A 23864-nucleotide genomic window follows, 5' to 3' on the forward strand; every position below is an offset into this window, starting at 1 on the left:
GCTGCGACCTCCGGGGGAACCTCCCCACCCTCGAGGCCGATCGGCCTCGAGGGTGGGATCGCTGACGGCCTCGAGGTATTCGGGTGGTTTCGGTGACCGGGGGTGCGGTCAGGTGTCGGTCAGTAGGGGCCGTGGTTTCGGGGCTTGGCCGCGTCCAATAGTTCGCGCACGCAGGCCAGCAGGGTCGTACCGGAGGGACGGAACGGGGTGGTGGCGGCCACGACCCAGGTCCGGGCGAGCTGGTGGCCCGGCTCCGGGGACGGCAACGTGATGTCGCCGTCGCGGACCACGACCACGTGCGCACGCCACAGTTGAGCCACCACGGCCGGGTCACCGATCGGCTCCATGTCCGCGCGGACGAGGTAGGACCATGTTCCGGCACGTGGGTGGCCGATGATCGGGCACGGCCCCACGTTGCGGCGGTGCAATTCGATCTTGACCCGCTGGGCGAGGTCGGCGGGCATCATGACCGCGCCGGTTGATCCGGCCGACATCATGATCCGGCCCGTTGTCGGGTCGACGAAGGTCGGCAGGCCACAGACCTTGCGGTAGAACAGGCTGCGTGACTGCGGCGAGTCCCCGATGTCGGCTGCCGTGTGTGCGTGCGTCACGAACTCACTCCTGCGAGGTGTGGCCGGGGATCGCGGTGGCGAGGGCGACGATGCGGTGGATGTCGGTGACTTCGCAGCCGAACTCGGCGGCCTCTAGTAGGTCGGTGAGTTCACCGATGGTCAGCGGCCATTCGCCGTAGGTCGACAACAGACCGACCGCTTCGGCGTGGGGTAGGTGCGGGTAGAACGTTTCGGCCACGGCCGCCCGCATCGCCTCGACCGACAGAGGCGGATCGGGCTGGACCTGGTCGGCCAGGATCAACCGGCCGTTCGCGGTGAGCACACGCCGGAACTCGGCCAGCACCGCCAACTGCTGGGTGGGTGGGACGTGGTGGAGGGTGAACGTCGACACGACAAGATCGAACGCGCCGTCGTCGAACGGCAACGCGCACAGGTCGGCGTAGACGAACGACAACGCTCCCCGCGGCTTGCGGGGTGCGTGCAGGCGCGCTTGGTGCAGCATCGCCGGTGACAGGTCGCAGCCGACGATCTCGGACTCGGGGTGCAGGCCCTGGATCAGTCGTGCCATCGTCCGGCCGCTGCCTGTGCCCGCGTCCAGTGCGACGCATCGGCCGGTGGGCAGCTGCCGCGATATCTGGTCGAGTACCTGTTCCCGCACGGGTGCCTGGGTGAAGTCGGAATCGAACCCGTCCGCCCGGCGGTCCCAGTGTGCTTCGCGCGCTTCGATTCCCGGGTCCTCGGTGGTGGTGTCGTATTCGGTACTCATGCCAGGGCCTCGAGGTCGATCGACGATCGCGCGCCGAGGTGTTCGCTCAACAGCGCGGCCAACCTGTCGCGCGCGTCGGTCAGGTCGCCGGGTTCGCGGCCGGGGCCCGCGTGGACGATGAACAAGGCGTCGGTGGTCGCCGAGGTGGCTTTGGACTTCTCGCACTGACGGACCTCGAGGCGACACAACACGTCGGTGTCATCGAGGTAGGCGTACTCCCCGGCGGGCACCGGTACCGGTTCGGTCGCGCCGAGGGGCACGAACCGTTCGGTGCCGGTCGTCATCGCCAACCGCACATCTCCGGTGATCGTCGTCAGGTCGTGTGCGCCGAACGCCAATCGGGTCTGTGCCGAGATCAGGTTGTAGATGTCGACGAGGGGGTTGATGCGGGGCAGCCGTCCGGCGCGGTGCATCAACCGGTGCAGAGTTTCCGGTGCGGCGACTTCGCTTTTCGCGGCTTTGCCGACCAGTGCGTGTACGGTTCGGAAGGCTTTGAACTCGGGTTCGGTCTTGAGGGTCTTCGGATCGGTCGCGGCCAGCAATGCCTTTTCGGCGGTCTCGATGGTGTGGTTGAGTTCGGGGCTGGACTCTTCGGGAACGGTGATGCCGCCGACGACGAACGCGATGGCGTGGATGCCGAGGTCGCTGACCTGTTGATCGATGCTGAACGCGGTCACTACATCTCCTGACTGGGTTGGACGAATCGGTGAAGGGGCTTGATCAGGCTCGGGCGATCCGGCCAGTTCGCGAGTTCCGCGTCAGCCGGTACAGGCGGGCCAGCATCGAATGTTGTTGCGGTGCAGTAGTTGTGATGGCGAGACATGGTGGTAGCAAGGCGGAGGCCGCAGCGCGGGGCGATGGTTCGTCGAACCTGTCGTCGTGGTCACCGGTGCCGGGAGACGATTCATCCCGGCACCGGGACGGTTGTGCGGCCCACTCGCGGACGGCGGCGGCAACCCGGGACAACTGCGGCACCGGAGCGCCGATGTAGTCGGTTGGGGCGGGGCCGAAACCGGCGAGGTGGCGGCCGGGATTGCGCTGCGGCAGCGGGTCTGAATGGATCAGGCCGAGATCCTCGAGGCTCTCCAGCAACTCGGCAAGCTCGCGACTGCCTTCGCCCTGGGCGGACGCGGATTCGATAGAAGGCGAAGGACCCAGCGGCCCAGTCCGGACCGTGTTGGTCTGACATGCTGACGGGTCGGGCTCGTTCATCGTTCCTCCGTGTCATCCATCTCGGATGTCCGTTTTTGTGACGAGGCGGGCTGCTGGGGAAGCTCAGCGGAACCGCGAGACCAACATTGACCGATTGCAACGGTCGAAAGAAGGACAAACAAGAGGACATATAGCGGCCGTGGAGAAAACTATCACTCGTCAAATGTCCTGGTAGCGGACTACTCTCGCTCGCATGGCAAACAATGGGAATGCAGCTCTGCGCGCAGCCCGCCAGGCGCTGGGGTACCGATCCCAAGCGTCTTTGGCCGACGCGTTGACCGACGCTGCACGCGCGATCGGACTCCGCATCGAGGTAGCCGCCCGCACCGTACGCCGCTGGGAGTCAACAGACCCACCGTGGCCGCATCCAGAACACGCCGCCGCCCTGGAAGCGTTGTTCAAACGCCCAATAACTGAACTTGGATTCACGCCACCGTGGCCGAACGGCGCAGAGGGGCGAGGGTTCCGAGAATCATTGGGCACCAACGGAAATCAGAAGCCAGGACGCTATCGGCGCGTCATGGGCGGCACGGAGCTGCCAGCGACAGTCGCGAAGAACTACGTGGCGATCACGGTTGCTCATCGCGGGATGTACTGGTCACTGCCAGCGAAGCAGTTGCAACGGTCCGTCTCCGATCATGCTCGGCTGGGGGCCGATCTCATCCCACAGATTGACGTACGCGCAACGACCTCCCTGGCCAGAGCCGTGTCAGAATCGGCGCTGCTCGCGGGCCGCCTCGAGTTCTTCGACCTCCAGCAACCCGAGGAAGCACAAACAAGTTTTGTTCTCGCCCTCCAGGCTGCCCATGAAGCGGCCGATGCCTTGCTGGGCTGTGCGGTGCTCGCGCACATGGCTTTTATCCCCGCATTCTCCGGGGAAGCCAAGCGAGCCGAGGAAGCAAGGGAGCGCGTTCGTGCGGCCCGAGCATTCGCACGGCGGGGCGACGGAAACCACGAACTGACGGCCTGGCTCGATGCGGTTGAGGCCGAAGTCGAGACGCGTTTCGGCAACACTCGCCAGGCACTGAGCCTGATCCGACACGCCGAACAGTCCTACGCCCAGCACGATCCGCAGGATCGGCCGTCGCCGGAATGGCTGGATTGGTTCTCCCCGACGCGGCTCGCAGGCTTCAAGGCCAACACCCTGATATCGGCGGGTGATGGCCGCCAGGCCCTGGAAACGTTGCGGCAAGTGCTCGACGAACTTCCTGCCGAATCGGTGAAACAGCGGTCGGTCTACCTCGCCGATGCCGCCGCTGCGTGTGTGTTGGACAAGCTTCCCGAGCAAGCATGCCGCTTCCTCGAGCATGCGTTGGACGGGATCGGCGAGTACTGGTACGCAACGACTTTGGACCGAATCAAAGTGGTCCGGCAGGACTTGCGAAAGTGGGACTCCCTGCCCGAGGTGAGGGCGCTTGATGAGCGGTTGTACGACTGGCACACAACCGTCAACTCGCTGTCCGGCTAGGTCGTGTCTCCTAATCGGAGGTGAGGTGTCTGACGGTCGGGCATCATGAACCGTCGTGGCGGCCGGAACCGGGTTCTGACGGATGCGCAGTGGGAGTTGCTGGAGCTGCTGCTGCCGAGTTCTGATGGGCGGGCGGGGCGTCCGTTCGCGAACAATCGCCTGGTGGTCGAGGGGATGCTGTATCGGTTGCGGACCGGGGTGCTGTGGCGGGATCTGTCGGAGGTGTTCGGTCCGTGGCAGACGGTGTGGAAGCGGCATCGCCGGTATGCCGGTGACGGTACCTGGGATCGGGTGCTGGTCGCGTTGACCGCTCTGGCCGATTCGGGGCGTACTCCTCAGCCGCGAATCGGGCATTGTTGCGGCGCAGACGGATCCGCACCGTCATACCCGAACGCGCCGACCCGGTCGCCAACCGTCGCCGGCGAGGCTCTTCCGGTGGCCGGGGCCCGCCTTCGACTGTGCCGCCTACAAGCGCCGGAACGTGGTCGAACGGGCCTTCAACAAGGCCAAACACTGGCGCGGGGTCGCCACTCGCTACGACAAGCTCGCCCTCACCTACCGCGCTGGGATCGTCATGGCGCTCGCCGTCGAATGGCTCAAACTATTAGGAGACGCGGACTAGACCAGTCACGAAGCCCCGTGCAACGATGTGCGCGTGCAGAGACTTGGCTCAGCTACTACAGGTAGGGCGGGCGTACATCAGGTGGGTTTCACCATCGAAAGCGACCTGAACTGGATCTTCCGTGAGCAGTCGATCGAGGACTACGGAATCGATGCGCACATCGAGATCGTCGCAGGCGAATCGCCCACCGGAAAGCTACTCGCAATCCAAATCAAGAGTGGCGCAAGCGCATTCGGCAGTCCAACTGGTTCCGGTTGGTGGTACTACCTCAAGCCCGAGCACGTCGAGTACTGGATGAAGCATTCGCTCCCTGTCGCGATCGTTCTTGCCGACGTCGACAACCGCTCAGCATACTGGGAGTTGGTGGACTCCGACTCACTTCAACGAACGAGCGGGAAGGGCTGGAAGATCCTCGTCCCACGCTCGAACGTCCTCGACACCGATTCGCGATTGCGACTTGCAGAAGCGGCAAAGGCGGATGCGACGTGGCTGCTAAGCGGCGAGAAGTCCGAGATTGGCGCACTTCCCAAGGTGCCGGCAACAGACGCAGAGCTCCACTTGCTCTTGCGTGACCGTCCAAACGGTTGGGAGATACTCGCATTTGCTGGGGTCATCAGACTAGGACGCGCGAAACTTGCCAGCGAACGCCGGGACCACCGGCTCGGCTACGCCCGCGCGAACGGCACACGGCTGGACAGCCAGCAGGCTCTTGCGCGAATACGCGAACTTGATCGCGACGTTGGACGAATCGAAAAGTCATTCGCGAAGGTGCTCGATCCCGCAGCTACGCGCGCTGCGTTCGGCGAACCGCCCGGCGAGGAAAGCGCACCGGTGCCGGGCGATGCGGACAGCATCGTGCACATCGGCGAGAGATTGGTAGACGTTTACAGTCAGCTCCTCGAAGTCGCCGCTGAACTCCGCGGGCTGAGCGTTCCGTCCGAGCTGGACAATACATTCGAGATCGCCGCCAGGCTCACCGACAAACCACTGGACAACCTCGATAGCTTCATCGATTCATACATCGCCACTGCTGAATCCATTCCAGCGAAAATCGCGACTGGCGAAAATGTCAACATCGAGATGGTCGCACCTCTGCATTTCTCAGACGAAGTGCTCGGCGAGTTGGTAGCTGAGCTCCGCAGAGTCGGTGTCTTGGATTAACTCTCACCCAAATACTGGCGGTGCATGGCACCACGGCAGCCTCGAGCGATTCTTGCACGTCTGATGCCGCGGCCAGGCGCACCACGAGCATGCAGGGCAACAGCAGCTCCAGCAACTCCCACTGCGCATCCGTCAGAACCCGGTACCGATCACCCGACAACACCGCCACAACGGTTCATGATGCCCGACCATCAGGCACCTCACCTCCGATTAGGAGACATGATCTAGCGCTCAGCCTTCACGATGTCGGGGAGCTCGGACAGGCTGTCGATTCGCCAGTCCGAAAGCTCCTTGACATCCTGGCGGTCCCGGTGGATCCATCCCCAAGGTCCGCGCTGGATGTAGGCGGTCCGCATGCCCACCTTCACAGCGGGAGTGATGTCGTTGTCGATGCGGTCACCGACGTAGATGATCTGTTCGGCTGGGCATCCGGCGACCTCGACGACCTTCTCGAAAAACGCGACATCGGGTTTAGCCACACCCCAGTCATCGGAGGTCGCGATGAAGTCGGTCGGCAGATCGAGCCCACGCAGCAGGCCGCCAGCGCGCACAGTCTGGTTCCCGACGATGCCCACCCAGACTCCCATCTCACGGAGTTTCGACAGGGCGGGGCGGACATCCGGGTAGAGGTCGTCCTCTCCGAACCACTCGGGTTTACCCGCATCCGCGCGCGCCTGGCGCTGCTGATCCAAATCGAAACCGGGCTTGAACACCTGGAACGTCTCCCGGTAGTCGAGCCCCTGGGCGATCACCGCGCCGAATACCGAGACAAAGGTGTGGCGCGGAACGCCCAACCAGTCAGCCCAGGTGCCGTACTCCCTGGTCTCGTCTACAAGGGTCTCGCCGACGTCGAACACCACAGCCCGGATCACCACAACTCCTACCTCGACCGCCAATCGCGCGGCACCGACCTTGCCCGAGCCAGTGTAGGGCGCTCAGGAGGGACGAGTGTGCCCCGATCTACGCCCGTTGTCGCCGGGCCTAGAGAGCCGACCGCGAGATAGGTGGAGAACTCGTGCCCTGCACTGCCTGCCTGTGCCTGCGTTCTTGTCGAATGTCGAGCCGCTCGTCTCGACCAGTGGATCGACGGTGCAACTCCCTGAGCTGATCGGGCAGGGAGCTGGTACAGGCATCTATTGTTTGGTCGGCCCTCAGCGAGGGGTAAGCCAAGTCGCTATCCGCTCGACGGCGGCAACCGCGTGGGTGATCTGATCAAGTAGATCGCCCCGGAGTAGACCTCGTCGCGGGCGATCTCGATCTCGCTTCGGTAGTATCGGACGAACGCCGAATCGACCGGAATATCGACGACACTTCGCGGATCGAACGGGTACCGGTGGTCCTCGTCTCGGTCCGACCATTCGCCAAAACTCCTGGCAGGGAGAAGGTAGAGGCCGGGCGATTCGTCCCGATGGAGATACGCTCGGAGATAGTCGATGCCTGCGGCCACGGACTTCGGCGAAGGCAGAGTCGAAGTCACCTCTAGCGGGAGTACCAGGCACGCAGCGATACCAGGACGATTCGGCCAGTCGACGCCCCTGCAAAGCGCATCAAAGGCACTCGAGCTGCTTTCAAGCAACCTGGAAGGGTCTCGCATGATCTCCGCGTCCAGCCCGAAGTCATGAATATGGCGGGAGAACAGGCGCTGAATCGCTGCGGCGGAAACCTTTTCGGCCCACTGCTCGATCGCGTCCAGATCGAGATCTACCAACAACCCACCGTCCGTTCTGCTCCAGCACCGCGCTGGATCATGCCATCGCTGGTAGTGGTGGTCGACCTGATTTCGTTCCGCCCGACTGATTGCTAAGTGCGGGGTGGGCTGACCGCCCGCCACGACGCACCCGATGCGGTGGAGATTGAAGATGTACAGGGCAGGTCTGGCCTCGACCAACCGTCTCGTTCCATAGCAAGTTCGTTCGTCCTCGCTGGGCTCTGCGGCGGCTACCAGTCCAGGTCGTAGCCCGCTCCACGCTGATAACGCTGATCGTTTCCGGGCTCGAAATCGGTCCCGAAATCGGCATCGGTTGCGCTCACGCCATCACTGAACGTGGCGTTGACCGCAGCGTCGATGGCTGCGCCGGGTGCTTCAGTGGGGGTGGTTTCGCTGGGTTCCAGGCTGGAGGGATCGATGTCTAGGCGGGTCCAGAGTGCGGCGGCGGGCATCTCGTCGGGCAAGGGTTGGGTCCGGCCGGCCTCGGTGAGCTGGTGTTCGATGTCGATTCCTGCCTGGGCGGCGGCGTCGATGTGGGTGGCGATGACAGGCCAGGTCGGGTCGGTGCTGATGCGGGGGTCGATGCGGTCGACGGTGGCGGCCCATCGGTGTTGCGGTAGGCGGGTGTTGCCGTCGGCCTCGAGGATGCGGCGTTGCAACCGTTGTTGGTGAGCGCGTTCGATCGCGCTGTGTCGGGTGGGTCCGGTCGGCCGGTGGTCGGCCTCGGAGACGTGTAACCCGGCGCGCCAGATGGCGAGGTCTGCGAGGAGTTCGGGGTCGCGGCCGATCAACGGTCGCGCCCACTTGGGGGCCGTCCCGGGAGTCCATGCACGGGCAGCGTTGCTGACCTGTTGGGCGAGTTCGGCAACGATCCGTTCCCGAGCGTGTACCGGTGCGAGGGTGGCAGGGTCTGTGGTTTCGGTCGCGGTGGTGGGTAGTCCGGGTGTCCACGCCAACGGGCCGGGCCCGGCCGAGTGGTTGCCGGAGGTGTCGAGTCGCCAGTCCAGGACGGCAGCGGGGTCGGTCACGGTGTCGAGTTCGCGCGCGGTGATCGCGGTGCGGAGTTCGGTGATCGGATCGGCCCCGGACAGTGCAAGCATCGCCAAGTGTTGGCGTAGTACCGAGTACGCGGGACTGTCGGTCAGGCCCGGAACCAGTCCTTCGGCGATGCGGTCGATGGTCTCGAGTCGCCGTATGCCGATGACGTTTTCGGCGGTCATACCGAGGGTGTCTAGGTAGATGTCGACCGCGCGGCCGATCCTGCGGGCGGGGTCCAGGGCGTCGCGAAGCTCGGTGTGGGCGGATTTACGCGTCCCGTCACGGTCGAGCACATGGGTCAGATGTTCGACAGCGGTGCGGGGATAGTGGGCGTCCACTGTGTAGATGTCGCCTTCGGCGCCGTCGAGCGCGGTGGCGATATAGGCGTGATTGGTCTGGCGCCCGCGCGTCATCGCGACATAGAACTGTTGGCGCGACTCGCGCCCGGACAGGGCGACATGGCAGGAATCCGCGGTGATGCCTTGCGCGGAATCGATCGTGGCGGCGTATCCGAGGTGAAGGTGGTCACGCACATATTCACCCGGCAGGCGCACGATGTCGGCGGTGTCGCGGCCGTGTTCGCGCCGGATGACGGTCACCGATTCGTCGGAGTGAACCTCGCGGATGGTCCATGTGTAGCCGTTGCGTACCCAGTCGTGGTCGCTCAACCGGAGCCGGGGATCGTTGCGGCGGGTGCGCACGGTGTCACCGACTGAGGCCACCAACCCGTCACCGAGGAACACATGAGCGTCGATAGCGGGGCGCGTTCGCGGGTCGCTGTGGGCAATCCGGTGCGCGCGGGCACGCACGTTCAACGCGCTCACGATGTCGTGTGTAGGTGCGAGCATGACCGCATCCGATCCGTTGGCGGTGTCAGCCGCCCATGCTTGGTAGGTGTCGTCGTAGACGCTGCCCATGTGCCCGGCGTGAATTCGGCCGTTGTCCAGGTACCACGCGAGTGCGGTCGGGTCGCCTTCGCGGAGTCCTTTCGATGCCAACGCTTCGCCGCGATGAGCGAAGCGGACGACTTCGGTCAGGGTCGTTTCCGGGGCCGGTGAGGCGTGGGCCATGTCGGCATGGACGCCTCCGGCGTCGATCGCTGAGAGTTGCTGGTCGTCGCCGATGCATCGCACTGTCGCGCCCCGCCCGGTCAGGTACCGCAGTAGTTGGAGGCGTTTGGCGGTGGGCACGGTGACGTGTTCGTCGACGATGACCAACGTGGTGTGGTCGATGTCGAGTACCCATTGCGGCAGGAACGGCAGATGCTCACCGGTCATCGCGGCGGGCCGGTGGGCGTCGATGACGTGCAGTAGCTTGTCCACGGTCTCGGCGCGTGTGCCGATCGAATCACCTAAGACGGCTGCTGCGGCGGCGGTGGGTGCCATGCCGAGCACGGTTCCGCCGCTGGACTGCCACGCTGTGGTGAGCACGGCCATGGCGGTGGTCTTGCCGGTTCCGGCCGGGGCGTTGGCGGTGTGCACGAACAGTCCGGCGGTCGCGAAGGATTCGATGACGCGGATTTGGCCGGGGTTCAGGGGCTCGTCGGGGTGGGCGTTGTTGTAGGCGTCGACGGCGTTGAGGATGTGGGCGGGGTTCAGGATGCGTCCGCTGGTTTCGACCGAGAGCGCGATGAGTTCTGCTTCGTCGGCCAGCACCGATTCGGTGGTGTAGATCTGGGAGTTCGCGCGGGTGTGCATCGGGGTGCCGTCGTGGCGGCGTAGCCAGGTCGGGACTGCGCGTAGGCCGGGTTCCTCGGTTACGTCCGGGTCACCGCGCGCGACCGCCGAGTTCGGTGAAAGTGCTTGCATGACAACTTGATCAGCGACGCATGACCAGTCTTCGGGAGCGACGGTGCCGCGAATCTGGCGTTCGACTTCGGCGCGGAGGTTGAACTCACGCCAGGTCGCGCGCCGCTCGGAAACCGCTGCCAGTACCTGGTCGGTGACGTGGGTGATGAACGCCTGATCCGGGACCGGACGCGCCGGGGCGGGCGCGGCAAGCACACGCGGGAGTATGGCGTCTACCGCGTCAGAGCCACCCAATAGTTCTTCGGCTTCGGCGCGCCAGGCGGCGAATTGCTCGGCACGTGAACCCGGAGCATGTTTCTTCGGTCGGGTTTCCAGGGTCGCGCGCTGGGCTAGATCGTGCACTTGGCCGGGGCCGGGTTCGTGCCCGAACTTGGCTTGCCACTGGGCGGTGAGGGTGTCGAGTCGGTCGGTGATCGCGGCTGCGCGCTGTGACCAATGCTGGATTAGCTCGAGGGGAACGCCGACGATATCGCGGACTCGGACTTGGTCAGGGGTGCGGTCGGGGCGGGTTTCGAACCGCATTCCCAACGCGACTTCCAGGTGATGCTCTACCCGGGTGTCGAAGATTTCCGAGGCCGTGACCGTACCTTCGTAGAGGATTTTGCCGTCGATGGTGCGCCACTTGCCGTCCGAGGTCAGCACCCGATTACTGATCAGGACATGGATATGGAAGTCGGGGTCACCTGCGCGGGAGTCGCGATGTTCGAACGTGGCCGCGATCATGCCTTGCACGTCGACTTGCCGGACACCGTTACGGCCCAGACGGGTGAACAACGCGTTGTCCTCCAACCAGGTCAACGCCTCGTTGAGCGCATGGCGGATCGCGCCCTCGATAATTGCCCGAATCTCCGGTGTCCCGATCGCCCACAGCACTGCAACGCTCTTCACGGCACTGAACGTGAAGTCGAACCCGGCGACCGCTGTGCGGTCCGGGCGTGTGTTCTTGGCGATCCATCCCGAGAGTTCGCGCGCGTCCAGCGGTGGCCGTTTGTACTCGGTGGTGAACATGGTCTTGGCTGCCTCGGTGCGGATGCGGGCTCGGATGTCGTCGGGGATGTGGGCGGTGACGCACGCGCCTGCCCCGATGTTGTAGTCGCGGTATGCCTGCCCTTTGGCCCGCCGGTAGTCGGAAACCGTTGTGTAGACGGCGTATCGGTTGCCTAGTTTGGTGGCCTTCTCGGCGCGGCGGGCTGCTTCGGCCGGCCGGATTCCGGCGTTGAGGTGCTGGGTTTCGACGCGTTCGCGGACCTGTTCGGCGTTGGGGTGCATGCCCGCTCCGAACAGGTTGCGCATCTGGTCTTCGGAGACTTCGGAGCCCTCGGTGATGCCGAGCGCGGAAAGTCCGGTGCCGTGCCAGGTTCCGGGGGCTTCGCCGTGTTCGTTGTAGTAGTCGGCCAGCGAGGCGCGCCCGCGCGCGGTTCTGTCGTTGGCGGCGGTTTTTCGCAGGTAGTACTCGTAGCCGTTGCCCGCGGCGACCTTGTGCACAGTCGCGACCATGCCTCCATGAAGCAGCCGTCAATTCGCCTGCCGCAAGGTCGAATTGATGCGACCCAGGTCACATTTAGCCGTGATGGGCAACTTTCGACAACTTTGGACAACTTTCGACTCAGGCGTGACCGAATTGTGTCTTGCTCCCGGTCCGAGAAGCGTTGGAAATCCGACCCATTCGAACAGTTCCAGCGGGTATGCTGCGGTCACTTTTCCGCTCACAGTGCGGGGTTAGCCCTGAGATGCAAGATGTCTGCTCGTGTATGAGGGGAGCATGGGGGTGGGGTATGGGTGGGCTGTGTGCTCGGGTGCAGGTTGCGGTGTTCGGGGTAGGTTGCGGATGGTGTTGCGGAGTTCGGATGTAGTTCGCGGGTTTTGAAACGCGTGATCTGATGGATCAACGCCAAGCAAGGGGAGGGCAACATGAACCAGTTGCCGACGCTGTCCGCTGTCCAGATCGCCGCGGAGCGGGTCCTGCTGCGCAAGGCGCGCGACTCTGATCGGGAAGGGCTCATCGAGCTACAGACTGACCCGGAGGTCTGGGCCTACATCGGAGTCCCGCGGCTGCGGGAGGACGCCGAGCAGCGCCTCGACGCGATCGGCGGCGCAGCCTACGCGACCGCCACTGCCGGCCACTTCATCATCGCCGATAAGGCCACCGACAACCTGATCGGAACATTCGAGCTCAAACGGCGGGCCGCCGACGAACCCGGCCACGTGACCGACGGCGGCGAGGAACTGGAACTGGGTTACCTGATGCGGCGCGAGGCTTGGGGCGCAGGACTGGCGTTCGAGGCCGCCACCGCCGCGTTGCGCGCAGCCGCAGACGAGCTCCCAGACCAGCCGGTCCTCATCGTGACCCGGACCGCCAACAAACGCTCGCTCGGACTCGCAGCACGCCTAGGATTCCAGCCGGTCAGCACCTTCGAATGGTTCGACGCCGGGCAGACCCTCTGCCTAGCCAGCCTGCACTCGTTCAAAGCCTGAATGGCAGGTGACGTCACCCTGGCCCTCCGCAAGATTGGTCCGAACACCCACGCCGCCGAACTGTTCGGCCAACCTTTCGGATCGCGGGTCGGCCTTCGCGCGATCCGAAAGGTCCACGTAGTTGGCGGTGGAACCGGATAAGTCAGCTGCTCAGACTCGGCAGCGCCTCGTGTGGTTGCGCGGTGCGGCGGTTATCGAGCCAGAACGCATAGTTCTGCAAAGAGGTTTCGAGTCCGTTGTGCAGGTAGCTTGAGTAGGCGCGTAACCCCTGTGCGGCTTCGCGCTCCTGGTCGCGGTCGTGGACAGACCATTCGCGTTCGAGCTCGCTGAGCCATTCAGCCAGCCTCGCGCGGTCGGCCCACCAGTCACGGATCAGTTCGAGGGTCCAGTGGTCGTCGCCGTTGTAAGCGTATCCGCAGTAGGGGTCGGCCCACGCGGCGGACAACAGCAGGCGAGTTTCACGAGCATTGCGTGGTTGACGGAACACTACTTCGCTGCCGTAGCCGTCCTCGTAGACGATGTGGTCCGGGGCGATCAATCGGCCTACACAGCAGTTGTCGGTATTGGCGCCGTAGAAGGGGCCGGGTACGTTGCGCCAGTCGCGTTCTTCCCACCGACCACGAAGGTAGTCGTCAGGATTGCCCAGCGTTCGGTGCTCGGGGCCGATCACTGGTAGCTCTGCTGAAGCGACGGCTGTCGGCATCGGATCCCAATACATCTCGTGACCATAGCTGGCCCGCTGCGGGAAGTAACTCGGCAACTTGTCTGCGAGACTCCTCCTACTGGCCAGCAGCGGCCCTGCAAATTCGCAAGATGGGTCCGAACACCCGCCGCCGAACTGTTCGGCCTACCTTCGGATCGCAGGTCGGTCTGCGCGCGATCTGTGGTGATTCAGCTCGCTGACGTCTTGGTGTCGGTATCGGCGTGCACACTGGAGTAGGAAGAGCCGCTGGCCGTTGGGGCACGAAAGGAAATGAAGATGCCCAACGAGAACCGGCTCTTGCCATGCGCGCAGACCGTTCCTGCCCAGCCGTCACAGGCGGAGGGGCAGCTATGAATGAGCCAGAACGTCCGCCGCGCCAGTGGACGGCTGAACAGCTCGCCTATATCGCGATCGTGGTCGAACGACTACGCACGGCGGGGCCACTGTCGGGGTACCAACTTGTGGTGCTGCGCAAGTGGTGGAACGGCGGCTTCGCCGAGCACAGCGCCGACGAGATCGTTTCCAGTACCTACGACTCTGCCCCCGGTACCGACAGCAGTACCGGGGGCAGTCACGACGAAGGTGAACCCGCTAGGCCACCAGACGTTGAATCTCGATCGTCTCGACGCTCGCCCCGACGCCGAACCCCGCCCGTCGGCCCGCCGGGTGAATCGTGATCTCCAGCAAGGAACGGATGATGGCGCGCTTGGCCTTCAACGGTGTCACTACCGGGTCGCGCCACTTGGTGCGGGCGTCTGGGCCAGCGGCTTTCACCACGTGAGGCATCGGCAGCGACGCATTCGCGCGTACCTCGGCAGCTTTCACAGCGGGTTCGTGAGACTGCTTGTACTGCCGGATCTCCGAAGGCGACAAGCCTTCGGAGATCGCGTCATTGATCCACTGGTCGAACTTCGCGCGAAGCACCTTCGCCTGTTCGCTCGCCGCCTCCGCCTCCTCGTCGGTGCGGGCGAGGGCGGCGAGCAACGACGGGTCCTCCAACCACTGCAACACCGCTTCTTCCACCAGATCGTCAACCAGATCGGCATCCCGCGATACGCAGAACCGCTCGCAGTCGTAGCGGCGCTTGCGATTGGGACGACCGAGCTTGTTGATGATCCGACCGTATTCGCACTTGCCGCATCGAGGGATACCCGACAGCAGCCAGCGCGGCTCGACACCGCGATGGTTTTCACGTCGGCGCGGGTCGGCGAACTTCGCCGTGATCTGCTCGTGTTGCTCATCGGTGATCAGCCGCTCCCACGTCGCGGGCGTCGTGGCCGTGACACCGGTCCGCCGGTCGGTGTGTGCTCGCAACCCCGCAATGGTCGGGTTGCACACGACCTTGCGCACCGTCGTGTGATCCCAATCTGTGCGCCAGGTCTGCGGGCACGGGCACGAACGACGGTCCACCGCCTTGAGCACTCTGCGGCCAACCGTCTCCGAGCACCGGCGGCACGGTAGCCGCAACTCCGCTGCCGGAGTGGCGATTCCGGCATCACGTAGCCACCGCGCGACCGATGCCGCTGACTCGCCGGTCAACAGCCGGTCCACCATCTCCTGAACGATCGGCGCGGTGGTCTCATCCGGCAGCCGGTCTACTGCTTTTCCGCGCACGTAGACGATCCGGTACCCGTACGCCTCGCGGCTGTGTGGCCGCCCATCCAGAAAGTTCTGATTGAGCTGCGCCATCGAGTCCAACCGGTTCTGCTCCGGCGCGAACTCGTTGTCGACTGCCTCGTGCGACAAGAACCGGCGATCATGCGGATTGTCCAAGTCGAACAGGCTGCCGTTGGTGTACCACAGCACGCCGAGGCTTCCGCACTGGTCGCGCAACTCAGCGAACTCACCCAACTGGCGGTTGGCGCGTGAGGACGAACGCACCAGCAACACCCAACGCTTTCCGTCCGGCGCGGGCTGCGACAGTCCCGCGACCAACTCCTTGTAACCCGGACGTTCCTTCGGTGCCCACCGCGTCGCGCTGATGTCCTCGTCGATGGTCACCCGGGGGTCGAGCCAGCCATGCAAGTCGGCCTGTGCACGCCCCCACTTCAACTGGGCGGGCACCGACATGTGCTTGGCCTTGTCCTCGGAGTTGCGCCCGTAGATCCACGGCGCGAGATCGGGAAAGTCCTTGGGGTTCAGGGGCATAACACCAGCGTAAGACAGTGATGTTGGTATGGGTACTTCACCACCATCAACCAGCCGATGCCCAACAAGTAGGTGGTGGGAGAAGACCCGGTATAGAGCGACCGGGGGACACCCGACCCCGTCCGATCACCCGATCGGGCGGGGTCTTTCCCTTTCGGGGAGCGGTCCGGCGGTGCCGGGGACGCCGGTCGCTTTGGGTAGATTCGAGCGATGAGCTCGACCCGCGCCGCCCTGTACTGCGGAACCCGATGGGATGAACAGGGGCGATGGTCCTACGAACTGCTCCGTGCGGACGGCACGACCGAACTGCTGCCGGGAATCGGCACCCGGCTCGCGTTCCGCGTCCGCGACGGCGGCCGATTCTGCCTCGGGTACCACGGGTTCGGCGCGGGCCGCCGGGGTCGGCAGGCGTGCCCGCGACGCGCGCGGGTCGACAGCGGGAAGCAGTGCGCGCAGTGCCGGATCACCGAAGGGTGGTCGGTGGTGCACAGTCATCGCGGTCCGCTCACGACGCTGCCCGAGCAGGTCCGTGACTATGTCGCGCAGCCACATCATCTATATGTCGCGTACTTCGGCGACGGGATGGCGAAGGTCGGCACGGCCTCGGCCGCACGCCGTCACCGCCGCCTCTTCGAGCAGGGCGCGCTGGTAGCGCGATTCATCACCGATTCTCCCGACGGGTTGCACGTGCGGGAGCTCGAGCGGGTGGTGTCGGAGCGGGCCGGGCTCCGGCAGGCGGTCGCCGGTGTCACGAAGACCCGGATCCTGACCAAACCGCTGCGGCCGTGGTCGGCCCTGGAGTCAGCCGTCGCCGACGCGGCCGAGCAGGCGGCCGGCACGCTGCCCGCCGAGATCACCCGCACCGACACCGCGTGGTCCGGCGGCCGGGAGTTCTATGCCACCATCCTCGCGCGCGGCCGTTTCCCGACCGCCACCGAATTCACCGAGGAATCCGGCGAATACGTCATCGACGCGGTCACCGCGCACGGCCACACCATCGCCTGCACGGACGCGGCCGAGACCGGTGAACTGGTGCTGGTCAACGACTCCCGGCTCATCGGCCGCCGGATCGAACTCGACGCATCGATCACCGCGGCACCACAGGCGGCCCAGACCAGCCTGTTCTGATTGTTCAGCGCACGCGGACCGGGAGTTCGAGCAGGCCGCGGATGAGGGTGCTGGTCTGCCAGCGGACGGTGGTGGCGGATTCGGCCAGGCGCAGGCCGGGGAAGCGGCGGAGCAGGGCGGTGAAGGCGATCTCGGCTTCGAGGCGAGCCAGGGGAGCTCCGACGCAGAAGTGGATGCCGTGGCCGAAGGCGAGGTGGCCGGTGGGATGGCCGTCGACGGCGAGGGCGTCGGGGTCGGTGAAGCGGGCGGGGTCGCGGTTGGCGGCGGCCAGCGCCACGTAGACGATTTCGCCTGCGGGAATCTCGGTGCCGCCCAACGCGATCGGCTCAGCGGTGTAGCGCACCGTGGCCATGTCGACGGGACCGTCGAAGCGGAGGAACTCCTCGATCGCGGCGGGCACCCCGGCGGGGTCGGCGCACAGGGCCTGCCATTGATCCGGGCTGCGCAGCAGGGCGTTGACGCCGTTGCCGATCAGGTTGACGGTGGTCTCGTGGCCGGCGACCAGCAGCAGGAACGCCATCGCCACCAGTTCGGGATCGGTGAGCCGGTCGCCGTCGTCGTCGGCGAGCACCAGCTCCGACAGCAGGTCGTCGGCGGGCTTGGTCTGCTTGGCGCGCACCAGCTCCGAGAGGTACTTGGCCATCGCGGCCGCGGCGGCGGGCCGGTGCTCCTCTTCGCCGACGACACCGACCAGGGCCCTGGTCCAGGCCTGGAAGTCGTCGCGATCGTCGAACGGGACGCCGAGCAGTTCGCAGATCACCGTCACCGGAAGCGGATTGGCGAAGGCCTCCATCAGGTCGACGTCGTCGGCGCCCGCCATCGCGTCGAGCAGTTCCTCGGTGATCTGCTCGATCCGGGGGCGCAGGGCGGCGACCTGGCGGGTGGTGAACGCCTTGTTCACCAGTTTGCGCAGGCGGGTATGGCCGGGCGGGTCGGTGCTGAGCATGTGGGTGAGCAGCGCGACGGCATTCGGATCGGTCGGGATGGTGCGGCGCTTGTCGTGCAGGATCGCGGTGGCGGTGGCGATGTCCTTGCTCAGCCGCGGGTCGGCCAATGCCAGCCTGGCTTCGGCGTAGCCGACGACCACCCAGCGGACGACGTCGTCGGGGAAACGGACCCGATGGACCGGGCCTGTGGCGCGCCAGCGCCGGTAGTGGGCGTGCGGATCGTCGAAGAAGTCGGCGCCGATGGACTCGACGCGGGCAGCAGCGGTGGTGTCGGCCATCTGACCGACGGTACCCGCGCGCGGTGAACAACACACTCACGACGCGTGATCCCGATCAGCCGATCGGAGCTCGAGATGGAATCCCCTGTGGCAACGCGGAATTCACCCTGCGCTGATCGAATGCCGGAGGAATCGTCCGCAGGGAGGAAAACCATGACAAGTACCGAAATCGACGCGACCGCCGACCGGCGGGTCGCCGAATTGACCGCGGTATTCGAACGCGGGCTGCAGGAAAAGCTGGGCGTCGGCGATTCGCTGGGAATTCGGCTGGACAGCGCGTCGAAGGGGCGCACACGGTACTACCTCGACCCGAATCCGGCGACCATCAACGCGATGTTCACGGTGCACGGCGGAGTGCTGGCCACCCTCATGGACACCGCCATGGGCAGCGCGGTGTTCACCGAACTCGGTGACGGTGTCGCGTACACGACGCTCGAACTGAAGGTGAATTTCATCCGCGCGGTGACGCTCGACGGCAGCAGACTCACCTGCGACGCCACCGCCGTGCACGTCGGCAGGCGCACCGCCACCGCCGAGGGCCGCATCACCGATGCCGCGGGGAAGCTGATCGCCCACGGCACCACCACGATTCTCGTGCTGGCTCAGGGCAACTGACACAACGGCACCGGCCCCCTCTCCGTGGACTTCGCGGAGAAGGGGCCGGTCTCGTGTGTCAGGCCAGTGTGCGGCAGCTGTCGACGAAGGCGACCAGCTCGTCGACGGGCTCGCTGCGGGCGTCGACCGCCCGGTCGATCACCTTCACCAGGTGTTCGTAGGCGGCGGTGTGGTCGTAGTCGGCGACATCGGCGATCCGCAACGCCCACCGCCAGTAGCCGCGCAGCGTATCCGACAGCGGCATCCGGAAATTGGCGACGACATCGCGGATCGGCGCCACCACCGCGTCACCGTCGTGGCGCAGGTACCGGGTCACCACGTCGGCCATGAAGCTGAAATGCCGGGCCTCGTCGCGCGACAACCGGGTCAGCACCGCCGCCAGCACCGGATCGGTGACCACGTCGCGCAGCTGCTGGTAGTACATCTGGGTGGCCTTCTCCTGCACCAGGGCGTAGGCGAAGAACTGGACCGGGTGGTCGTAGGGCAGATCGAACGGCTTGTGGCCCTCGACCGCGAGTTCCGACCGCAGCGTGTCGCGGTCGGTGATGCCCGCTGCCTCCTGATAGCGGGCCAGTGCCCTGGCGTGGGTGTCCTCCTCGAGCGCCCAGCGCACGGTGAAGTGGTAGAGCTCCCGATTGTGTTCGAAGGTCGGCAGATCCACGCTGTCGTCGACGGGGAAGTACCGGTGGTAGACGTCGAAGTAGCCGGGCAGGTGGTCCTCGATGAGGGTGACGAACTGGACGGCGGAGCGCTGCCCCTCGGTGAGCCTGCCCGCGTCGGCGGCGGCCCAGTCGAAGGCGGTCTCCACGTCCCAGGCGCGGGTCGCGGGGGAGGCGGCGAGGAAACCGTCGACCGCCGCGACCACGTCACCGACGGGCAGCAGCCCCGGAGTGGTGATCATGTCCTACCTGGCATTCCGGCAGACCAGCGCGTAGTGCTTGGTGGTGTAACCCCAGCCGGCGTTGGCGATCTCGAGATAGTGGCGCAGCTTGTCGGCCAGGCCGGGACCGTGCGCGTCGATGCGCTCGGCGGCGGTGTCGACATTGCCGATCCAATCCTCGATCGTGCGCCGGTAGTGCTCGGTCAGGTCGTCGACCGAGATCACCGAGAAGCCGGCGTTCTCGGCGGCGGCGATCAGTTCCGAGAGCGGACGCAGCTCACCGAAACCGAAGATGTCCTCGCGGACGTACCCGGTGCCGTCGCGATCGTCGAACGCGGTACGGGTGGCCGTATTCCGGAAGCAGCTCTCCGACACGTAGAGCGTGCCGCCGCGGCGCAGGACGGCCCGCGCACGGCGGAACACCTCGTCGGGGTCGGGCATGTGCACGATCGAACCCAGCAGCGTGACGGCATCGAAGCTGCGGGCGGGCAGATCCAGCTGCTCGAAATGCCCGACCCGGGTGCTGACCAGGTCGGCCACGCCGCGCGCCGCCGCCTGCTCGGCGATGTAGTCGTGCTGGCGCGGCGCCGGGCTGACACCGAGTGTCCGGCACCCCAGCTCAGCGGCCATGTACAGGATCAGCGAACCCCAGCCGCAGCCCACATCGAGCAGTTGCTCGCCGCCACGCAGCCCGAGCCGCTCGGCGACGAACCGCAGCTTGTTGCGCTGTGCCAGTTCCAGTGTGTCGCTGTCGGATTCGTAGAGCGCCGAGCTGTACTTGCGCAGCGGGTCGAGGAACTGCCCGAAGATGTCGGGGTCGAGGTCGTAGTGCTGATTGGTATCCGCGACGACGGTCATGCTGTTTCCTCACGCACGGACCGCTCCACGACAGCGGTCACCTCGGCCAGCGTCGACATCCCGAAAACGTCGGAGTCCTCGAGTTCGATGTCGAAGGTGCGCTCGATGCGGGCGATCATCCGCAGCACCCGCACCGAGTCGACGCCTGCCATGGCGCGCAGGTCGGCGTCGGGGGTCAGGTCGGCGGCGGTCAGGCCGGTCTCGGTGATCGCGATCTCGGTGACCGTGCGCAGGATGGTGTCGGCGGAAGTGGTGGTCATGGCCGGGCTCCGTTCGGGGAGAGGGTGTTCGCCGTGGACAGGGCGTGGTCGAGCAGGGCGACTTCGTCGTCGTCGAGGGTCAGCTGGTCGCGGACGGCGTGCAGGTCGAACGGCTGATACGTCGCCGTCGACGACGCGCACACCGCGTCGTCGGCATCGAGGATCTCGGCGTGCGCCGGGATCGGCCCGTGCTCGCGTGCGGGCGGCAGCGTTGCCACACAGCGGTATTCGCGGTCGATCAGCAGCGGGGTGAGGAAGCGCGTGCGCTGGGAGACGGTGAAGGCGGGGACATGGCGGGCCAGCACGATCAGGTTGCCCATCACCTCGTCGCACACGACGCCGATCAGGCCGCCGTGCACCACACCGGGATAGGACTCGAACGCGCGCCCGAGCCGGAACGCGGCCACCAGCGCACCGTCGGCACGCGGGGTGAACCGCAGGCGCAGGCCGGTGGCATTGTGCGGGGAACAGCCGAAGCAGTGGTAGTCGGGAATCACCGACCACGGCACCTCGACGGCGCCCGGCTGTTCGACGGCCGTCATCAGGCGATGGCGTCGGCGAGGGCGCGGCGCACCTTCGCGTTGCTGGACAGGTCGAGCCCGGTGATGCCGGCGAAGGTGCGGCGCACCTTGTCGTGCAGCACGTCCAACTCGCCCTCGGCGGCGACCTGCTCGAGGAACAGCTCGAATCCGGTATCGATGGTCTCGTGGTCGCTCAGCTCGGCGATGCCCGCCTTGAAGGTGCTCACCGGGTGCTTGATCTTGGCTTCGGAGCTGTAGACGTAGAGCGTCTCGAGCACCGACGGCAGTTCTTCGGGCCGCTTCTTCAGCCGCTCGGTGGTGTAGTGGATGAACTCGCGCGCGTGCCCGGCCTCGTCGCGGCTGGCGTTGAGCAGCAGCTCTTTCAGCACCGGTTCGCCGACCCAGCTCGACACCGCGCGGTAGACGTGATTGACGGTGAGCTCGGAGATGATGTTGGTGGCCAGCGTCGCCGAGGGCGTGCTGCCCGGCGCGTAGGGCTCGCGCATCGCGTCGACCGCGCGATCCTCGACGTCCTCGCCGACAGCACCCAGCCAGGAGCGGAAAGCGTAGTGGTGCTGCACTTCCTGATAGCCCCACACGACCGCGAAGGTGGAGAAGTCGTAGTCGTCGACGAACTCGTCGAGGAACCCGTGCACGGCCGCGATGACATTGGACTCGCCCATCGCGGCGCTCTTGGCGAGGGTGATGTACTCCGGGCGGACCAGGGCCGGGTCGACGGCGGCCAGGTCGAGGTCGCTCAGTTTCCAGTGCAGGCGTTCGTAGTGGCGGAAGACGTCAAAGCTGTGCACTAGGCACTCCCATTCGATCGCAGGGGCGAGCGGTGCGGCGTCGTCGCCACACCGATCAGGTCGCGGGCGGCCAGCCGCTGGAGCTTGCCGCTGCTGGTGCGGGGGATGCTGCGGGGCGCGACCAGATGCACCTGCACCGCCGTGAGCCCGAGGTGGGCGGTGACGGCGGCGCCGATGGCCGCGGCCAGGGCGTCGGCCTCGGCGCCGGTGCGTTCGGTCTCGGCGATCAGCGCGATCACGTCGGCACCGTCGGGGTCGACGGCCGCGGTGCAGCGGCCCTTGTGGATGCCGTCGAGATCGCGGACCGCGGCCTCGACGTCCTGGGCGTAGTAGTTGACGCCGCGCACGGTGATCATGTCCTTGCAGCGGCCGGTGACGAACAGTTCGCCGTCGCGGCGGTAGCCGAGGTCGCCGGTGCGCAGCCAGCCGTCGGTGAACCGGTCGGCGACCGCGGCGGGGTCGCCGGTGAGATAGCCGTCGGTGACGGGCGCGCCCTGGATGAGAATCTCGCCGACCCGGCCGTCGGGCAGGTCGCTGTCGGTGTCGGTGTCGGTGTCGACGATCCTGATCGCGATCCCCTCGACCGCGGAGCCGACCGCGGCGACGGCCCTGGCGCCGTCCTCGAAGCGCGAAACCGGCTCGGCCACCGCGGATTCCGAGAGCCGCGCGCGGTCGACCCACTCGAAGACCGGCTCGCGCAGCAGCGGCGGGAAGGCGACGGCCAGGGTGGCCTCGGCCATGCCGTAGACGCCGAACATCGTCGACGGTGCGAAGCCCGCGGGCCGGAACCGCTCGCAGAAGGCGGTGACCACCGATTCCGAGATCGGTTCGGCGCCGTTGAACGCGATCCGCCAGTGGCTCAGGTCGTAGCCGGGGACCTGCTCGGGGGCGATGGCGCCCAGCAGCGCCTCGTAGCCGAAGTTCGGCATGGCGGTGATCGTGGTCCCGGTGGTGGCGAACTCGCTCAGCCAGCGGGCCGGGTCCTTCACGAAGGCCAGCGGCGACCAGACATGGGCGGGGATACCGCGCAGCACCGCCGACAGCGTCCCGAACAGGCCCATGTCGTGGAACAGCGGCAGCCAGAAACCACCCTGGTCGTCGAGCCCGAGGTCGATGCCGCCGCGGATCGCGGCCAGCCCGCTCACCACATTGGCGTGGGTCAGGCGCACGCCCTTGGGCAGCGCGGTGCTGCCGGAGGTGAACTGCACGATCGCCAGATCGTCGGGACCGTGCTCGGGCAGGGCGTCCAGGTCCGCGGTGACCTCGGCGACAAGTTCGGTGGTGTCGACGAATTCCACGCCGATATCGCCGATGAGCGGAATCATCGAGGCGAACCGCGGCGACACCAGCACGGTGCGCATCCCGGCGGCCGCGGTGATCGCGGCGAGCTTGGCCGGGTAGGCCGCCGTCGCGCGCGCGCCTGCGGGCAGCGGCAGGGGAGTGGCCGCCCCGCCCGCCGCGGCGATACCGAAGAGGGAGACCAGGAATTCCGGCGCGTTCGGGCACAGGATGCCGACCGGCTCACCGCGCCCGATTCCGCGCCGGACCAGTGCGGTCGCCGTGGTGTGGGAGCGCCGTCGCAGCTCGGCGTAGCCGACCCGTTCCGACACCGACCAGAATGTCGCGGGCACCTGCGGATGCGCGGCGGCGACACCGGCCAGCAGCGTGGTGAGCGTGTCGCTCGGACGCGAGGAATTCATGACCGAAACGACAACAGTGCCATATGAAATCGCGCTGAACGAATTCCGAAATACGCGCGCCGATAATCACAGTCGATCGTCCAATTGCGCTGCCCGATAAAGATATTCGGCTATCGCCCGATCGGAGCAGGCAATACTGCACGAATTCGCGGCGCGTCGGCGGTGACGATGAGCGGCGAAATCCCCG

Annotated in this window: 21 protein-coding genes and 1 pseudogene; 6 read left to right on the plus strand and 16 right to left on the minus strand. The window is 66.1% G+C overall.

The window, feature by feature from the left end; translation table 11 throughout:
• Window positions 1–119: 119 nt before the first annotated feature.
• From ACFWF2_RS19310 to ACFWF2_RS19325, 4 genes are read right to left on the minus strand one after another with little or no spacing between them, the layout of a single operon-like run.
• Window positions 120–611, minus strand: a complete 492-nt coding sequence (locus tag ACFWF2_RS19310) for a DNA-directed RNA polymerase subunit beta (RefSeq protein WP_379308799.1) — start codon at window positions 609–611, stop codon at window positions 120–122.
• Between the two features lie 4 nt (window positions 612–615).
• Window positions 616–1338 (minus strand): class I SAM-dependent methyltransferase, encoded by a 723-nt coding sequence (locus tag ACFWF2_RS19315; protein WP_379308800.1) that lies wholly within the window; start codon window positions 1336–1338, stop codon window positions 616–618.
• Window positions 1335–2015 (minus strand): B3/4 domain-containing protein, encoded by a 681-nt coding sequence (locus ACFWF2_RS19320; protein WP_379308801.1) that lies wholly within the window; start codon window positions 2013–2015, stop codon window positions 1335–1337. Before ACFWF2_RS19320 ends, ACFWF2_RS19315 begins: the two co-directional genes overlap by 4 nt.
• A gap of 43 nt (window positions 2016–2058) precedes the next feature.
• Window positions 2059–2550, minus strand: coding sequence for a hypothetical protein (locus ACFWF2_RS19325; RefSeq protein ID WP_379308802.1), 492 nt, complete (start codon window positions 2548–2550; stop codon window positions 2059–2061).
• Window positions 2551–2743: 193 nt separating this feature from the next.
• Here ACFWF2_RS19325 and ACFWF2_RS19330 point away from each other — a divergent pair, with 193 nt between their 5' ends.
• From ACFWF2_RS19330 to ACFWF2_RS19340, 3 genes and pseudogenes are all read left to right on the plus strand, one after another.
• On the plus strand, window positions 2744–4018 hold the full coding sequence (locus ACFWF2_RS19330) for an XRE family transcriptional regulator (RefSeq protein ID WP_379308803.1): 1275 nt from the start codon (window positions 2744–2746) through the stop codon (window positions 4016–4018).
• Window positions 4019–4063: 45 nt separating this feature from the next.
• Window positions 4064–4640, plus strand: a pseudogene (locus ACFWF2_RS19335) (transposase).
• Between the two features lie 33 nt (window positions 4641–4673).
• A complete protein-coding gene (locus ACFWF2_RS19340) occupies window positions 4674–5801 on the plus strand; it encodes a DUF4365 domain-containing protein (protein WP_379308804.1) in 1128 nt (375 codons plus the stop codon).
• 224 nt (window positions 5802–6025) lie between these two features.
• Here ACFWF2_RS19340 and ACFWF2_RS19345 read toward each other — a convergent pair whose 3' ends face one another.
• From ACFWF2_RS19345 to mobF, 3 genes are all read right to left on the minus strand, one after another.
• The gene (locus ACFWF2_RS19345) at window positions 6026–6673 is read right to left on the minus strand and encodes an HAD family hydrolase (RefSeq protein WP_379308805.1); all 648 of its coding nucleotides are present in this window, start codon (window positions 6671–6673) and stop codon (window positions 6026–6028) included.
• A 302-nt stretch (window positions 6674–6975) separates the two neighbouring features.
• Complete coding sequence (locus tag ACFWF2_RS19350) at window positions 6976–7509, minus strand: hypothetical protein (RefSeq protein WP_379308806.1); 534 nt, start codon at window positions 7507–7509, stop codon at window positions 6976–6978.
• A 230-nt stretch (window positions 7510–7739) separates the two neighbouring features.
• Complete coding sequence (gene mobF, locus ACFWF2_RS19355) at window positions 7740–11852, minus strand: MobF family relaxase (protein ID WP_379308807.1); 4113 nt, start codon at window positions 11850–11852, stop codon at window positions 7740–7742.
• A gap of 414 nt (window positions 11853–12266) precedes the next feature.
• On the opposite strand from mobF, the gene ACFWF2_RS19360 reads away from it, so the two are divergent.
• Window positions 12267–12830: a GNAT family N-acetyltransferase gene (locus tag ACFWF2_RS19360; protein WP_379308808.1), complete on the plus strand. Its 564-nt coding sequence runs from the start codon at window positions 12267–12269 to the stop codon at window positions 12828–12830.
• 142 nt (window positions 12831–12972) lie between these two features.
• Here the strand turns inward: ACFWF2_RS19360 and ACFWF2_RS19365 are convergent, their stop codons facing one another.
• Window positions 12973–13548 carry a ferredoxin gene (locus ACFWF2_RS19365; protein ID WP_379308809.1) on the minus strand — a complete coding sequence of 192 codons (576 nt, stop codon included), beginning with the start codon at window positions 13546–13548 and terminating at the stop codon, window positions 12973–12975.
• Between the two features lie 576 nt (window positions 13549–14124).
• On the minus strand, window positions 14125–15681 hold the full coding sequence (locus tag ACFWF2_RS19370; protein WP_379308810.1) for a recombinase family protein: 1557 nt from the start codon (window positions 15679–15681) through the stop codon (window positions 14125–14127).
• A 210-nt stretch (window positions 15682–15891) separates the two neighbouring features.
• Between ACFWF2_RS19370 and ACFWF2_RS19375 the strand changes: the two genes are divergently transcribed.
• Window positions 15892–16809 carry a hypothetical protein gene (locus ACFWF2_RS19375; RefSeq protein ID WP_379308811.1) on the plus strand — a complete coding sequence of 306 codons (918 nt, stop codon included), beginning with the start codon at window positions 15892–15894 and terminating at the stop codon, window positions 16807–16809.
• A gap of 4 nt (window positions 16810–16813) precedes the next feature.
• On the opposite strand, the gene ACFWF2_RS19380 is transcribed toward ACFWF2_RS19375, so the two are convergent.
• A complete protein-coding gene (locus ACFWF2_RS19380) occupies window positions 16814–18034 on the minus strand; it encodes a cytochrome P450 (RefSeq protein ID WP_379308812.1) in 1221 nt (406 codons plus the stop codon).
• Window positions 18035–18187: 153 nt separating this feature from the next.
• On the opposite strand from ACFWF2_RS19380, the gene ACFWF2_RS19385 reads away from it, so the two are divergent.
• Complete coding sequence (locus ACFWF2_RS19385) at window positions 18188–18649, plus strand: PaaI family thioesterase (protein ID WP_189023235.1); 462 nt, start codon at window positions 18188–18190, stop codon at window positions 18647–18649.
• Between the two features lie 58 nt (window positions 18650–18707).
• On the opposite strand, the gene ACFWF2_RS19390 is transcribed toward ACFWF2_RS19385, so the two are convergent.
• The 6 genes from ACFWF2_RS19390 to ACFWF2_RS19415 are packed head-to-tail and all read right to left on the minus strand — an operon-like array spanning window position 18708 to window position 23677.
• Window positions 18708–19550 (minus strand): acyl-ACP desaturase, encoded by an 843-nt coding sequence (locus tag ACFWF2_RS19390; protein ID WP_379308813.1) that lies wholly within the window; start codon window positions 19548–19550, stop codon window positions 18708–18710.
• 3 nt (window positions 19551–19553) lie between these two features.
• A complete protein-coding gene (locus ACFWF2_RS19395) occupies window positions 19554–20387 on the minus strand; it encodes an SAM-dependent methyltransferase (protein WP_379308814.1) in 834 nt (277 codons plus the stop codon).
• Window positions 20384–20647, minus strand: coding sequence for an acyl carrier protein (locus ACFWF2_RS19400; protein ID WP_379308815.1), 264 nt, complete (start codon window positions 20645–20647; stop codon window positions 20384–20386). The genes ACFWF2_RS19395 and ACFWF2_RS19400 overlap by 4 nt, the downstream gene beginning before the upstream one ends.
• Window positions 20644–21189 (minus strand): PaaI family thioesterase, encoded by a 546-nt coding sequence (locus ACFWF2_RS19405; RefSeq protein WP_379308816.1) that lies wholly within the window; start codon window positions 21187–21189, stop codon window positions 20644–20646. Before ACFWF2_RS19405 ends, ACFWF2_RS19400 begins: the two co-directional genes overlap by 4 nt.
• Complete coding sequence (locus ACFWF2_RS19410; RefSeq protein ID WP_379308817.1) at window positions 21189–21977, minus strand: ferritin-like domain-containing protein; 789 nt, start codon at window positions 21975–21977, stop codon at window positions 21189–21191. The genes ACFWF2_RS19405 and ACFWF2_RS19410 overlap by 1 nt, the downstream gene beginning before the upstream one ends.
• Window positions 21977–23677 (minus strand): AMP-binding protein, encoded by a 1701-nt coding sequence (locus ACFWF2_RS19415; RefSeq protein WP_379308818.1) that lies wholly within the window; start codon window positions 23675–23677, stop codon window positions 21977–21979. The genes ACFWF2_RS19410 and ACFWF2_RS19415 overlap by 1 nt, the downstream gene beginning before the upstream one ends.
• Window positions 23678–23864: the final 187 nt, after the last annotated feature.

This window comes from Nocardia sp. NPDC060259, from assembly GCF_042728775.1.
Classification (GTDB): domain Bacteria; phylum Actinomycetota; class Actinomycetes; order Mycobacteriales; family Mycobacteriaceae; genus Nocardia.